This is a genomic window from Microcystis sp. M49636_WE2 (assembly GCF_030065375.1).
Taxonomy (GTDB): Bacteria; Cyanobacteriota; Cyanobacteriia; order Cyanobacteriales; family Microcystaceae; genus Microcystis; species Microcystis aeruginosa_C.
In genome coordinates, this window is sequence record NZ_JASJFG010000479.1 from 1 (window position 1) to 13,927 (window position 13,927).

General features: G+C 44.5%; 12 protein-coding genes and 1 pseudogene. 7 read left to right on the forward strand and 6 right to left on the reverse strand.

Annotation, left to right across the window (positions count from 1 at the left end):
* A pseudogene (locus tag PX484_RS25750) lies at positions 1-122 on the reverse strand (CoA-binding protein); the annotation flags it as partial.
* A 382-nt stretch (positions 123-504) separates the two neighbouring features.
* On the opposite strand from PX484_RS25750, the gene PX484_RS11280 reads away from it, so the two are divergent.
* The 4 genes from PX484_RS11280 to crtD all read left to right on the forward strand — a co-directional run bounded on the left by PX484_RS11280 (position 505) and on the right by crtD (position 4,749).
* On the forward strand, positions 505-1,179 hold the full coding sequence (locus PX484_RS11280) for a TIGR04283 family arsenosugar biosynthesis glycosyltransferase (protein WP_287669864.1): 675 nt from the start codon (positions 505-507) through the stop codon (positions 1,177-1,179).
* Between the two features lie 202 nt (positions 1,180-1,381).
* A complete protein-coding gene (locus tag PX484_RS11285; RefSeq protein ID WP_002800698.1) occupies positions 1,382-2,092 on the forward strand; it encodes a superoxide dismutase in 711 nt (236 codons plus the stop codon).
* Between the two features lie 2 nt (positions 2,093-2,094).
* A complete protein-coding gene (gene thrB / locus PX484_RS11290; protein ID WP_287767078.1) occupies positions 2,095-3,021 on the forward strand; it encodes a homoserine kinase in 927 nt (308 codons plus the stop codon).
* A gap of 219 nt (positions 3,022-3,240) precedes the next feature.
* Entirely contained in the window at positions 3,241-4,749 is a 1,509-nt protein-coding gene (gene crtD, locus PX484_RS11295; RefSeq protein ID WP_287767077.1) for a C-3',4' desaturase CrtD, read from the forward strand.
* 212 nt (positions 4,750-4,961) lie between these two features.
* On the opposite strand, the gene PX484_RS11300 is transcribed toward crtD, so the two are convergent.
* Positions 4,962-6,299: a histidine phosphatase family protein gene (locus tag PX484_RS11300; protein WP_287767076.1), complete on the reverse strand. Its 1,338-nt coding sequence runs from the start codon at positions 6,297-6,299 to the stop codon at positions 4,962-4,964.
* A gap of 417 nt (positions 6,300-6,716) precedes the next feature.
* Here PX484_RS11300 and PX484_RS11305 point away from each other — a divergent pair, with 417 nt between their 5' ends.
* Complete coding sequence (locus PX484_RS11305) at positions 6,717-7,961, forward strand: DUF4912 domain-containing protein (protein ID WP_287767074.1); 1,245 nt, start codon at positions 6,717-6,719, stop codon at positions 7,959-7,961.
* Between the two features lie 97 nt (positions 7,962-8,058).
* Here PX484_RS11305 and PX484_RS11310 read toward each other — a convergent pair whose 3' ends face one another.
* Together PX484_RS11310 and PX484_RS11315 are read right to left on the reverse strand one after the other, a co-directional pair.
* Positions 8,059-9,711, reverse strand: a complete 1,653-nt coding sequence (locus PX484_RS11310) for an acetolactate synthase large subunit (protein WP_288103869.1) — start codon at positions 9,709-9,711, stop codon at positions 8,059-8,061.
* Between the two features lie 219 nt (positions 9,712-9,930).
* A complete protein-coding gene (locus PX484_RS11315) occupies positions 9,931-10,410 on the reverse strand; it encodes an SRPBCC family protein (RefSeq protein ID WP_287669852.1) in 480 nt (159 codons plus the stop codon).
* A gap of 748 nt (positions 10,411-11,158) precedes the next feature.
* Between PX484_RS11315 and PX484_RS11320 the strand changes: the two genes are divergently transcribed.
* Positions 11,159-11,302, forward strand: coding sequence for a hypothetical protein (locus PX484_RS11320; protein WP_287767073.1), 144 nt, complete (start codon positions 11,159-11,161; stop codon positions 11,300-11,302).
* 9 nt (positions 11,303-11,311) lie between these two features.
* On the opposite strand, the gene PX484_RS11325 is transcribed toward PX484_RS11320, so the two are convergent.
* Together PX484_RS11325 and PX484_RS11330 are read right to left on the reverse strand one after the other, a co-directional pair.
* On the reverse strand, positions 11,312-11,773 hold the full coding sequence (locus PX484_RS11325; RefSeq protein WP_002800691.1) for a hypothetical protein: 462 nt from the start codon (positions 11,771-11,773) through the stop codon (positions 11,312-11,314).
* A gap of 301 nt (positions 11,774-12,074) precedes the next feature.
* Complete coding sequence (locus PX484_RS11330; RefSeq protein ID WP_159251925.1) at positions 12,075-13,043, reverse strand: helix-turn-helix domain-containing protein; 969 nt, start codon at positions 13,041-13,043, stop codon at positions 12,075-12,077.
* Between the two features lie 430 nt (positions 13,044-13,473).
* Here PX484_RS11330 and PX484_RS11335 point away from each other — a divergent pair.
* Positions 13,474-13,927, forward strand: a 454-nt coding sequence (locus PX484_RS11335; RefSeq protein WP_288103872.1) for a two pore domain potassium channel family protein, incomplete at its 3' end; no start/stop codon positions are given.

Genomic DNA, 13,927 nt, shown 5'->3' on the forward strand with positions numbered 1-13,927 from the left:
AGGAATTTGGCCACCTGATAGCTGGCGCGGCTCGATTTCTCGGAATGCCCGACCACTGCGATAATTTTACTATTGCTGAAGATGGTTTTGAGCGCACCATCGTCTCCTTTAATATTCGGCATTGTCCCACCTATCTTAGAATAGAGTTTCGTTTCTGATAGAGATGAAGTGTAACCTAATTTGGCATCGACTTTTGACGGCAGCTTTAGCCACTGTGGAGAACTGGCAGCAATGTTTAACTTTTTTACCGGAAAAACAGTTAAGTAGGTAGGTGTTAAAAGTTGTCAGATACCCCCCTTATTAAGGGGGGATTAAGGGGGGATCCCCCCGCCTACCGGCACCCCCCTTATCAAGGGGGGCAGGGGGGATCAGAGGCAAAATCTATCTTCTATTTAATTATAACTACTTACTTATTACACATCCCAATCAATCCCTCGGTATCTGTAGGAAAATTTACCCGATGGTTGCCCCTAAATCCTCTGACTTGAGTTAGTACAAAACCTCATGAATTATCTTAGTATTATCATTCCGACTCTTAATGAGGAGTTAAGAATTGCAGCAACGTTAAAACAGATAGGTGCGGGGGTAGAAATTATTGTTGTCGATGGGGGAAGTACCGATAAAACTAGAGAAATAGCCGAACAATTGGGAGCGAAAGTAATTATTTCTTCTAGTAAAGGTCGTGCATTTCAGATGAATTTAGGAGCAAAAATAGCGAAAGGAGATATTTTGTTATTTCTGCACGGAGATACTTTACTTCCCCATGAATTTCAAGAACAAATTATCGATACTTTATCCCAAACTGGGATAGTAGCGGGGGCCTTTGAATTAAAAATTGATAGAGAGGAAAAAACCCTGCGTTTAGTGGAAAAATTAGTTAATTGGCGTTCTCGCTGGTTTTCCCTTCCCTACGGAGATCAAGGAATATTTTTAAAAGCCTCAATCTTTGCCGATTTAGGCGGTTTTCCTGAGTTGCCAATTATGGAAGATTTTGAATTAATACAAAGATTGAAAAAAAGGGGTAAAATAGCCATAGTTTCTGCTGCGGTGATTACCTCGGCAAGACGTTGGCAAAAATTAGGAGTTGGCAAAACCACCTTAGTTAATCAATTAGTTATTATTGGTTATTATCTAAAAATTCCGCCGCGCTTGTTGAAAAGTTTTTATCGTTTATGGTAACAAAGGCTGGCTTAAAAAGTATTTTAGGTCATTGTGTAATGTGGGGGCGCAACGTGGTCAGTGAGTTTATCGAACTGCTTACACCGAAAATGTAATATAGAGATGCAGCCGATTGCGTTTAGGAGTCCGTCGATAAAAACTTTTCTCTCCCGAAGTACCGATCGATAGGATAATTGATCATTGGAACATCTGCTCTGAGAATATGTCTCTTGATCGCCGTCAATTTCTTTATCTTTTAGGTGCTACCCTTGGCACAGCCACTCTTGCCGGTTTTAACCGTGCCGCTTTTGCTGCTACTGGTCCCTATGGTCTTATTGCCCTACCCTATAGCTATGATGCCCTAGAACCTTATATCGATAAGGAAACGATGCAATTTCATCACGATAAACACCATGCAGCCTACGTTAATAATCTCAACGCGGCAGTGGCAAAATATCCAGAATTGCAGAAAAAAACAGTAGTAGAATTAATTAAAAATCTTGACTCTTTACCCGCCGATCTTCGCATCACTATCCGCAATAATGGCGGCGGCGATCTTAATCATACGATGTTTTGGCAGATTATGTCCCCCGATGGCGGTGGCGAACCAACAGGAGAAATAGGAGCGGCAATAATCGCTAAATTTGGCAGTTTCGAGGAATTTAAAAACGCTTTCAACCAAGCAGGTACTAAACTTTTTGGTAGTGGTTGGACATGGTTGGTGTTAAATAAGTCAGGACAACTAGAAATTACCAGCACTGCTAACCAAGATAGCCCGCTAATGATGGGATTACAGCCAATTATGGGCAATGATGTTTGGGAACACGCCTATTACTTAAAATACCGTAATCAACGGGCTGAATATTTAAAACAGTGGTGGAATGTGGTTAACTGGGAGGAGGTAAATCGCCGCTATCTTCAGGCAAAAGCTTAACCATGACAACTTTTACGGTAACAGTTCCCGCTACCACTGCTAATATTGGGCCCGGCTTCGATTGTCTCGGAGCGGCCTTAACCCTATATAATCAGTTTACTTTTACCCTGCTGCCGGCAACGACAGCTAACCCTGTCAGCATTAGTGTCAAGGGAACTGAATCAGCTAAAGTTAGCCAAGGTGCTGATAATTTAATCTACACTTCTTTTTTGCAAGTTTATCAAAAAATAGGACAGAATCCGCCCCCGATCGCCATCGAGATCGGTTTAGGGGTTCCTCTGGCTAGAGGTTTAGGTAGTTCTGCCACTGCTATTGTCGGCGGGTTAGTGGCTGCCAATCAATGCGCCGGAAATCCTTTATCTATGGGGGAAATCGAAGCATTAGCGATCGCATTGGAGGGACATCCAGATAATGTGGTGCCGGCTTTGCGGGGCAACTGTCAGCTATCGGCAGGTGATAGCACAAATTGGGCTATTTGTCAAGTATTTTGGCAAAAAAATCTCATTCCCGTCTTGGCGATTCCCGATTTTGAACTGGCTACGGAAAAAGCTAGGGCGGTTTTACCGGAAAAAATTAGCCGTCAGGAGGCAATTTTCAATATTTCCCGCTTGGGTTTATTATTGCGGGGATTAGAGACGGGTAACGGCGATTGGCTGAGAATTGCCCTAGAGGATAAACTGCATCAACCCTATCGCCAATCTTTGATCCCGGGTTACGAAAAGGTGAAAAAAGCCGCCATTAACGCGGGTGCTTACGGGATGGTAATTAGTGGCGCAGGTCCGAGCCTATTGGCTTTAACTAACCCTGAAAATGCCCAAAAAATAGCCCCAGAGATGACCAATGCTTGGGAGGAAGTGGGGATTAACTCTGAGGTGAAAATTTTAGCTTTAGATACCCTAGGGGCGCAAGTAAACTGTTATGAATTATAAATTATGAATTATGAATTATGAAGTGGGGGAATTATGAATTATGAATTATGAATTATGAATTGGGGAGGTGGGGAAGTGGGGAGCTTTTCAGTGTTGCCAAAGGCACGGCGTAGCCGTCCAGTAAACAGTGAACTGATCACTGATAACTGATCACTGATAACTGACTCCGGACTGCCAAAAGCGTTAGTATAAAAATAAATATAAATAATTATTAAGAAAATGACGCAAATTACCGTTATTGGTGCAGGGATTGGCGGACTAACGGCGGCGGCATTATTGGCGCGTCGAGGTTATCAAGTCACAGTATATGATCAGGCGCTTGTACCTGGGGGTTGTGCCTCGACTTTTTCCCGTCGGGGTTTTACCTTTGACGTGGGGGCAACTCAAGTGGCAGGATTAGAAGTAGGGGGCATTCATCAGCGCATTTTTGCCGAATTAGGGATAGATTTACCCGATTCTGTCCCCTGCGATCCCGCTTGTGCCGTTTTTCTGCCGGGGGAAACCACTCCGATTAATGTCTGGCGCGATCCGCAAAAGTGGCAAGAGGAAAGACAAAAACAATTTCCGGGCAGCGAACCTTTTTGGCAATTATTACAAAAACTCTTTCAAGCAAGTTGGCGTTTTCAAAGTCGCGATCCAGTTTTACCCCCGCGCAACTGGTGGGATTTAGGGCAATTAATCGCCGCTTTGCGTTTAGATACTGCCATTACCTTCCCTTTTACTTTGATGACTGTGGGAGATGCTCTGCGATTATACGGCTTAGAGAGGGATAAACGCCTAAAAACCTTCCTTGATCTCCAGTTAAAGCTTTATTCCCAAGTTAATGCCGATGAAACCGCTTTACTTTATGCCGCCACCGCTTTGGCAGTTTCTCAGTCTCCCCAAGGTTTATCCCACCTTCAGGGTAGTATGCAGGTATTAAGCGATCGCCTAGTAACAGCTTTGGAAAAATACGGCGGTAAATTGCAAATGCGCCACACAGTGGAAAAAATACTGACAGAAAAGGGAAAAGCCACAGGAATTATCGTCAGAAATCAAAAAAATGGTCAAATATATCCAGAAATGGCCGATGAGATTGTGGCTAATATCCCGATCCAAAATTTACCACAATTAATCGATCGCGAAGCCATTCCCAGTCTTTATCACCGGAGAATCGAAAAACTTCCCCCCGCATCCGGTGCTTTTGTGGTTTACTTAGGAGTTGATCGCGCTGCTATTCCCCCCGATTGTCCTCCCCATTTGCAATTCCTCTACGATGACGATGGCATAATCGGCGAAAATAACTCTTTGTTTGTTTCCGTGAGTAAAGAAGGGGATGGCCGCGCTCCAGTGGGAAAAGCGACGATTATTGCTTCTTCCTTCACCGATACCAGTCTTTGGTGGCGAAAAGGAGAAGATAATTATCAGCAATTAAAAGCAGCATACACCCAAGAGGCGATCGAGCGTCTCGGTAATTATTTCCATCTTAGTCCTGATCACATCGTTCACATCGAATCAGCTACACCTCGCACTTTTGAACGGTTTACGGGGCGAAATCAGGGCATTGTCGGCGGTATTGGTCAAAGATTGTCCACTTTTGGCCCTTTTGGCGTAGCGACGCGCACTCCGATCCCCCATCTTTGGTTAGTGGGAGATTCCACCCATCCGGGAGAAGGCACTGCCGGAGTCAGCTATTCGGCGCTAACGGTAGTTAGACAGATTGAGAATCAATTATTAGCTTCTAGTTAGCGGGAATTAGGAATTATGAATTATGAATTATGAATTAGGAATTAGGAATTATGAATTATGAATTATGAATTATGAATTATGAAGTGGGAAGTGGGAAGAATAAATAAAAGCAATCTTCTGAATACTGAATACTGAATACTGAATACTGATAACTGTTAACTTACCCACTGATAACTGATAACTGATCACTGATAACTGATAACTGATAACTGTTATAAAGCGCCAGCTGCCGTGCGATCGAGTATTCCCGCTCCTAGATGAGAGGTAATATTAATTGCTTGCAAGACCGGTTGAGAGTCAACTCCTTTGGGATAATCGATAACACTAACCGCGCCATTTCCCTGTTTAATATTCCAGAAATTAGCGGGTTTTAAACCCAATAAATAACAAAGAATCACCTTATTAATGGCATCGTGAGCTACTACCATAATTGTCTTAGGTTGATCACTATTACTATAGGTTTTAACGATTTGCTGCCAACAAGCGATCGCTCGATCCCAAACTTCCTGTAAATTCTCCCCTTCCGGCATTTGCACGGTTTCCGGGGCATTTTTCCAGTCTTCTAACATCCCGGGGAAACTTGCTTCAATTTCCTCCTCTAATTTACCTTCCCAAAGTCCGTGACAGATTTCTGTCAGATCTACTTGGGTATCTAAGGTGATATCGGGGTGATATTGCAGGATAATTTGGGCAGTTTCCTTGGGACGGGACAAAGGACTGGTGACAGCGTGATTGATCGGCGTTTCTCGCAGAAATTCGGCGGCTTTCTCAGCTTGAGCTTTGCCATTATCATTGAGAGGAATATCGCGCACACCTTGAAAACGTTTATCCCGATTCCATTGGGTTTCTCCGTGACGCACCAGTAGCAGCCTAGAACCTTGGAAAGGAGGACGCGGTGGGGGTAAAGCTATCCCTAAGTGTGCCGTTTGATTGAGGGATTCCACCTGGACAGGATCACCAAAATCACGCGTAAAATTGAGAACATTAACGCAACAGTTAGATTGTTGCAGGGAATGGTATAAGGAAACTGGAATACCGATGGCACTGAGGATTAAACAGCGATTAATGCCGTTATGGGCAACAATGAGGATAGTTTGGCCCTCGTGTTGGGGAATAATTTCTCGCCAAAAATCTTGGGCCTGTTGATAGAGGGAGAGAACGGGATAATGTTCTTGACCATCGGGCAGTATCATCTTAAATTCGTGAGGTTTTTGGTGCCAATCCCGATATTCTTGGAGGTATTGAGCTTTTACCTCCTCTTTGACCATATTTTCCCAGATAGGCAGATCGATTTCTAGTAACTGCGAAGTGGGTTGAATGACGGGAGAGTTATTTAAACGAGACTGAATCACCTCAGCAGTAGATTTGGCTCTTTGGAGAGGACTACAGTAAAAAGCGGCGATATCGATTTGACTGAGGGCATTTCCCACTTTTTCCGCGTCCAGATGGCCTTTTTCCGTCAAAACCGAGCCATCACTGCGACCTTGTATTTTCTGCTGTGCGTTATAACTGCTTTGTCCATGACGAACAATAATCACACGGGTAGCCAAGCGGTTCAGTCTCCTTAACTAAAAGTCTCAATATCAGATTACAGGCGATCGGGATCGGAGTACAAATCAGTGATCAGTAATCGGTAATCAGTAATCAGTGGAGATCGGCGAGCATTTGTACTAAAATTTCCTTATGCAGTTTCAAGGCAGCACAGCGTATCAAAACTTCCTGACATGAAAATCTCTTTGGGATCAAGGGTTTGGCGTTTTTGTCAAGAAATCATGACAATGTACTTGGTCAAAATCAGAATCTTGCTGTTTAATAGGTATTTATAACAAGCGATTCCCTTGATCCCCATCGAGTGGATCTCTCGTTCACAAAGCAATCGATGAGTAGTTGGAAGGATTACCCAGATCACTGCTTTTGCAAATGCCCAAAAACATTTGCCGTCGTAACTAATCGGAGAGCGTCAACTCATGGTTCCAGAATACCCCCCCTTAGATGAGATGACCTTGCGGCAACTGCGACGAGTTGCCAGTCAATACAGCATCTCTCGTTACAGTCGGATGCGGAAAACGCAGTTAATCGAGGCAATTACCCAAGCTATGGGAGTAAGCGGCAATTTTAAATCTATTATTAAAGAGGAAAAACCAGTGGAAGCAGCAAAATTTGAATTAGGTCAAGCTAACCCGATCGAAGATATCCTAGGTTCGGTGGATGATGGTTTAGGAGATCTGCCCGGTGGCTACGGTGAAAATCGCATTACCCTCCTACCTCGCGATCCTCAGTGGGCCTATGCTTACTGGGATATCCCCAACGAATCGAAAGAAGATTTGCGTCGTCAAGGGGGACAACAATTAGCCCTACGTCTTTATGATGTCACCGATATCGATCTCAATAGCCAAGGCGCCCACAGTGTCCAAGAATATCTCTGTGATGAATTGGCCCGGGAATGGTATTTACCGATTCCAGTCAGCGATCGAGATTATGTTATCGATATCGGTTATCGTTGTGCTGATGGTCGTTGGTTAGTTTTGGCCCGTTCTCCTTTAGTGCGGATTCCTCCCGTCTATCCTTCCGACTGGATTGAAGATGTTTTTGTCACCGTTAACTGGGAAGAAGAACTGGTGGGCAAAACTGTTTACGAACTCGTTACCCCCAGCAAACGCTACGGCAGCGGTGCCGGAACCACGGGAAGCCCTATCTACGACCAAATTTTCGAGAGTGTCGGCGATATCGAGGCCCTACGGGTGGCCGGTTCCTTGTTTGGTTCCATGCAGCACGTCGCTGGTTCCGTACCGATGTCGGAAGTGATCAGTTCTTATGTATTCCCCTCTGGAGTTGGTATGTGGGCAGTTCCCACGGTATCGGGACTAACCGCTTCCGGTATCGGGATGACTGCTTCTGGTATCGGTATGGGTGCTTCGGAAACCCTACAACGTCCGCGCAAATTCTGGTTAGTTGCCGATGCAGAATTAATCGTCTATGGTGCCACCGAACCGGATGCCACCGTAACTATCGGTGGTCGTCCGATTAAACTCAATCCCGATGGCACTTTCCGCTATCAGATGTCCTTCCAAGACGGTTTAATCGATTATCCGATTATGGCCGTAGCCGCCGATGGTGAACAAAATCGTTCTATCCACATGAAATTCACCAGGGAAACCCCCTCTCGCAATACCAACACTAAAGATGAGGCGGTTCTAGAATGGTTGTTCTAGATTGGGTTTTCTAACGTTACCAAAGCCAACCTAATTACTTCCCCCTAACTGAGATTTAGTTAGGGGATTTTTTGGGGATTGTCAACGCTATCAACTTCTATTCCCAAATCTGACAGCTTAGATCGCCCGATTTTTGGGAAAGACGCAGATTTTCACCGTAATCGACGGGAACATCGATCACCGTAGGGACATCTTGCCGGAAAGCATCCTCTAGTGTCGGGATCAAATCCTGAGTAGATTCCACCCGATAGCCTTTTAATCCCATACTTTCAGCAAATTTAACAAAATCGGGATTACCAAACTTAATAAAAGAAGATGTCCCAAAATAGTTTAACTGCTTCCATTCGATTAAACCGTAACCGCCATCATTAAAGATGAGAGTGACGAAGGGAGTCCCCACCCGCAAAGCTGTCTCCAACTCCTGACAATTCATCATAAAACCGCCGTCTCCCGTCACCGCCACAACGCGCTTATCGGGATAAACTAACTTAGCGGCGATCGCACCAGGGATAGCAATACCCATAGCGGCGAAACCGTTAGAAATAATGCAAGTATTAGGACAATCGGAGTGATAATGGCGGGCCATCCACATTTTATGAGCGCCCACGTCACAAATAGCAATATCTTCCGGTCCCATTACCTGACGCAGATCGTAGATCAATTTTTGTGGCTTGATCGGAAAACCCGTATCATTGGCATAGGTTTCGTAATCGGCCCGAATTTCCGTCTTTAATGCTGCGGTGACAGGAGTTGGTTTATTCTGGCGATCGGCCCGTTTGAGGATATCGATGAGAGAATCGGTGATATCACCCACCACTTCCACTACTGGGGCATAACTGCTGTCAATTTCCGCTGGAGTCATGCCGATGTGAATAATCGGTAATTTCCCGTCTGGATTCCATTTTTTCGGGGAATACTCGATTAAATCGTAACCAACAGCGATAATTAAATCACTGCGCTCGAAGGCACAACTAATCAAATCCCGTTGCTGTAATCCTACCGCCCAAAGAGCCAGAGGATGGGTATAGGGAATCACCCCCTTACCCATAAAAGTGTTAGCCACAGGGATATTCAAGGCCGTGGCGAATTCCGTTAAAGCCTCACTAGCATTAGCGCGAATTGCCCCATTTCCCGCCAAAATCAAGGGATTTTTGGCTTTAGAAATCACTGCCGCCGCCATATTCAAAGTCCGGTAGGAAGCGTAAACTTTTTCCTGACTATCGAGGGGCAAAGGACTACCATCGGCAGCCATAGCGGCGATATTTTCGGGAAGATCGATATGAACTGCCCCCGGTTTCTCACTTTGGGCGGTTTTAAAGGCTCTCCGTACCACTTCCGGGGTGATACCCGGCCGGACGATCTGTTTATTCCATTTCGTCACCGGGGCGAACATGGCCACAAGATCCAGATATTGATGGGATTCAATGTGCATTCGATCGGTTCCCACCTGGCCGGTGATGGCCACCAAGGGCGCCCCATCCAGGTTAGCATCGGCTACCCCCGTCATTAGGTTAGTCGCCCCCGGTCCTAAGGTGGAGAGACAAACCCCCGCTTTTCCCGTCAAGCGTCCATAGACATCGGCCATAAAAGCCGCGCCCTGTTCGTGACGGGTGGTGATAAATTTGATCGAGGAGTTTTTTAGGGCTTCCAAAACATCGAGGTTTTCTTCCCCGGGTAGCCCAAAAATATACTCGACCCCTTCATTCTCTAGACATTTAACTAGAAGTTCGGCTGTGTTTAATTCCCCCATAATTCCCTCCTGTAGAGCTTACTTCATCAGTAAAGTCTCTAGAGATAGTTCATCCCGGCGGATTGAGGTTGTTGCGCTCAACTCGTCGGGATGATATCAGTAGACTATATGTACCAATGTAGCTGACTAAAATTTTGTTTAAGTCTATCCATATACTATTGTGACTTAGATCTTGACCCTTGGCAGATTATTTATTAGCACAATGGGGAGGAATTTTTTTTAGGCCGTTAATTCTTCGGCGGCGTGAGCTAGTTGGGCGGCGACTTTGGCTAAATAGGGACGACTTAACCACCAGATGAAGGGGGACAGCCAACCGCGCAGGGTGACAGAATAGGAAATATAACTACCACAGAGGGTTGATTCCACTTGGTACGTCATTTTCTGTTCCATGCCGGGGATAGCGAGAACTCTGAGGCTGAGGAGTTCCCCGGGGCGGACATTTTCCACGAAAACCCGGATAGGAATGGGAGTCAGACGGGTGACAGCTTGATAGATTAACCCCGGTTTAGCGATTAAACCCAGGGGAACATCAGCCTTGGCGATCAAAGGATGCCAAGAGACATCGGCCACATTGATTAATTTTTGCCAGAGGACATCGACAGGGGCGCTGCTGACCACCCGATAGGTTTTGTAGAGTGAAAACTTACAGAATAGTTTGCCTTTGGCCGCTACAATCCTTAGGGAAAAATTGAGAATCACCGATTGCCCCCCGCAAAAATAATCCAGGTAATCTTCTATTCTAGAAAATAAATGGCTTTCTGGGAGTGTGAGCTTTTTATAATTTTAACTTAGTCTCAGCAGAAGTCCCTCACTTAAGTGCGATCGGATGAAGGCTGACTTTGTATATAGACAATTCTCAAAAACTGAGCCACAACAAACAGATCTCCACCACTATTCCTTACGCGATAACCGAGCTTCGGCGGGTCCTGTTGCAAGAAAAAGTATGGGTCTTGTAGCAAATTAAATTGTATTCAGTGCAGATAGAGCATCAAGGATGAAGGGAAATCCTGTCAGAGAAGCAACCCTCTGGGGGTGTTAATTTCTTAAACAATTCATCTAATTTGACTTCCAAGCTTTCTTTGACTACTGTTGAGGTTACTGCTGCCATGATTTTTCAATCATATACGACCTCTTCATTTTAGATCATTTGCCTTTTTCTCTATTTAATTTGGTAAGTACCTAAGCAAAATTAATTACACATCTAAGCCACTACTCCGTCAGACTTCTGGTGTGAGCAAACAGTGAACTGAAAACTCAAATCCGATCCCTAATAGCTGTCTCCCGTCTCCTGTCTCCTGTCTCCTGTCTCCTGTCTCCTGTCTCGACTAGGAAATTAATTTTGCACGACTACTTATGTAACCAACAATTCCCGACAGAGAAGTAATCATAATCGGTCAGAAACCGGACCTAGCCGCCTCTACCGATGATGGCGTGGAGGATCGCCTCAATGGTGTTATCCTTGATATCAGCGATCGCTATATCGACGAAAGTAGTCGTCTCAAAAGCTACCTCGACCTTTAGCCCTGGCGGAAAACTTTCCTGTCAGCGAGCGATCGCATTTTTCATCGTCTCTCCAGAGGGTTATCAATAAAAGCGATCGCTATTTACAGGCCATTACTGCGATTGTGTAGGCGTTATTATTCATCCCGTTAATATTAAAATTAATCTGATAGGGCTGTCTACCCGTGGGTGATTGGAAGGGTAAAGAATAGGTTTCACCCCGTTTCATTTCGACATTTTTCTGGAAGGCACTATTAACCGAATTATCGGGATACTTGAGATTGATCGTTACTCCGTATTTGCCATCGTTTTCGGGAACCATGACTCCTTTAAAAGAGGCAAATTTCACCCCGGAGGGAACGGCGAAATCGGTGTTAAAGTTATTCTTTCCTATGGCATCGATCTGTTTGCGGATATGGGTCTGATTAGTGGCTACTTCCTTGAGGTACTGACAGTTTTTCGGAAGTTCTGTAGCCTGATCTTTAGTAGCGGCAACAACCCCTATTGATGTCAGTCCGAGGATTAAACCGACACAGAGAAGGCTGAAAGTTTTTGTCAACATGATAGTTCTTCCCGTTAAGGTTTTCTAAAATTGGCTCTTCGGGGACGATTAAAGATAATTAAGCCTTAATTGTCCCGCCTTGACTTTTTCCGTGACCAAAGTTCTCACTAATTCTAATTCTTGGCGCGGTACTTGGTCATTATCGCTCACAGTGGAGCGAGTTCTCCTGTTTCTTCTGGGGTTAATTTCTGTGCGTCAACCCGTGAGATTTTCAGAGAATTGCTCCTCGTTTACTACTAATATTTAACGTTGGCAGGCTCGGAGAAACTATCAAAATTCTGCAAATCTAACTTTTATTTTGTTAAGAATTATCTCGCAAAGTTGCCGACGGACACTCACCGAACATTTTCTTATAATCTTTGGCAAATTGACCCATGTGCCAGAATCCCCACTGTAGGGCGATCGCACTAACGGTAATTCCTTGACCCGCAGACGCTTTTAGTTGTCGTCGTACCCCGTTAAGACGTTGAATTTTGAGATAAGTCGCAGGTCCCAGGCCAAAACATTCCTGAAAACCATAACGGAGGGTACGTTCACTGATGTGCAGTTCTTGGCATAGATCGAGGATCGAGAGGGGGCGATCGAGATTGTCCAGTAAGATCTCCTCTGCTCGCTTAATGTAGGGATGTCGTATTGAAGGGCGCAGCGGCGGATAGTTTTGATGGGAATCGAGTACATCTAGAACCAGAGAGATAAAATCCTCTCGGATCAGCGATTGCATAGCTGGCTCTAGAATTGTCTGGGGTTGTCTCCAGAAAAGCTCAAAAATATATCTTAAATGAGAGCGGAATCGTCTCAGGACAGTCGGCTCTGGTTGAATTGCCAGGGTTGAATCCGTAATTAAAGATGCTACCCCGAGCCGATCGGTTTGTTCGGCCTGGGAAAACAGAGAATCGTTATCGATAGTAACCAGAGCGAGGGGCAAGTTTCCCGATCGAAGCATATCGATCCCCCTGGAACTTTTCTGCAAGAGAGCGGAATTCGACGATAAAGAATACCCGTGCCACTTGAAGACTCGGGGTGTAGACAAGGGTATCCCGACGGTGATTGTCCCGGGAGGAGAATCCCCTTGAGAACGAATTCCTCGATTGTAAATCGGTCGGGCGAATTGTATGCCCCCGACTTGAGCTACGAACAGTTCCCCCTCGAAAGTTCCCGCCTCGATCGGTCGATGAACCATGTCCCAACGAAAAGCTCTCATCCGCGACCCTAGTTCATCGATATCGTGAAAAGTAATAGTCTCGATCAGGGGCTGTAAATTGATATTCATTTTGTCTGATTTGGGATAGCAGAATTATTAAAAATTATTAAGTATTATTAAGAGTTATTCTCTTGTAAATATGCAGGATACCTCACTAATCTTAATTGTAGAGTTTTTTGGCTTTTATGGGTTAATAACGTCAGACTCTGACTTTTTTCCTTGATTGAAACAAATAGGGTTTTCTGGTTATCTGCAATATTTTTTAAAATTTATGGTCAATTCTTAATAAAAAAATTACCGAAAAGTTCTATCTATAAGTCTAAGTTTGCCATTTTTTGATAGCGATCGCTCTTGCCAAGCGTCTATAATAGTCTTCTAGAGGCTAATAGATAGAAAGTCGCTGTTTATTCAAGCAAGAAAATTTAGAAAGAAGATAGGAGATAAATACCCTTAAAATTAATTAGCAGGAGGAAATATTACCAATTAAAGGTTCGCTGCTATGAAATTCCGTCAATTGATGCGGGCAACAGAAAATAAATACAATCGGCTGCTGGCAAATCTGCTCTCGCTCTACATTATTTACCCATTTTTAGTATATCTACCCCTGGGAGATTTGCTAGTTTTCTTTTTCTTCTCCCTCTCTCTGATCATCGCCGTCTATCAGATCGATCGCAGTAAATTGGCTTTAAGATGTAATATCGGTCTGTTTCTAATTGCCCTCCTCCTGCGAGCATTCAGCACGATTATCCCTATTTATAGCGATTTCAACCGTTGGTTCGATCTGTCTAGTACATTAATTTCTCTAGCTTTTATTAGTTTATGCGTGTACTCGATTTTACTAGAATTAATTCTCGCCGAACAGGTAACATCCGATATCATCAAAGGGGGAATTTGTGTCTATTTTCTCCTAGGATTTTTCTGGGCATCCGCTTATAGTATCGTCCAGATTTTTG

What these genes read in the sequence shown, in the direction of transcription:
- PX484_RS11280 (WP_287669864.1), top strand. Translation starts at nt 505, where the DNA reads ATGAATTATCTTAGTATTATCATTCCGACTCTTAATGAGGAGTTAAGA.
- PX484_RS11285 (WP_002800698.1), top strand. Translation starts at nt 1,382, where the DNA reads ATGTCTCTTGATCGCCGTCAATTTCTTTATCTTTTAGGTGCTACCCTT.
- thrB (WP_287767078.1), top strand. Translation starts at nt 2,095, where the DNA reads ATGACAACTTTTACGGTAACAGTTCCCGCTACCACTGCTAATATTGGG.
- crtD (WP_287767077.1), top strand. Translation starts at nt 3,241, where the DNA reads ATGACGCAAATTACCGTTATTGGTGCAGGGATTGGCGGACTAACGGCG.
- PX484_RS11305 (WP_287767074.1), top strand. Translation starts at nt 6,717, where the DNA reads ATGGTTCCAGAATACCCCCCCTTAGATGAGATGACCTTGCGGCAACTG.
- PX484_RS11310 (WP_288103869.1), bottom strand. Translation starts at nt 9,711, where the DNA reads ATGGGGGAATTAAACACAGCCGAACTTCTAGTTAAATGTCTAGAGAAT.
- PX484_RS11320 (WP_287767073.1), top strand. Translation starts at nt 11,159, where the DNA reads ATGGTGTTATCCTTGATATCAGCGATCGCTATATCGACGAAAGTAGTC.
- PX484_RS11325 (WP_002800691.1), bottom strand. Translation starts at nt 11,773, where the DNA reads ATGTTGACAAAAACTTTCAGCCTTCTCTGTGTCGGTTTAATCCTCGGA.
- PX484_RS11330 (WP_159251925.1), bottom strand. Translation starts at nt 13,043, where the DNA reads ATGAATATCAATTTACAGCCCCTGATCGAGACTATTACTTTTCACGAT.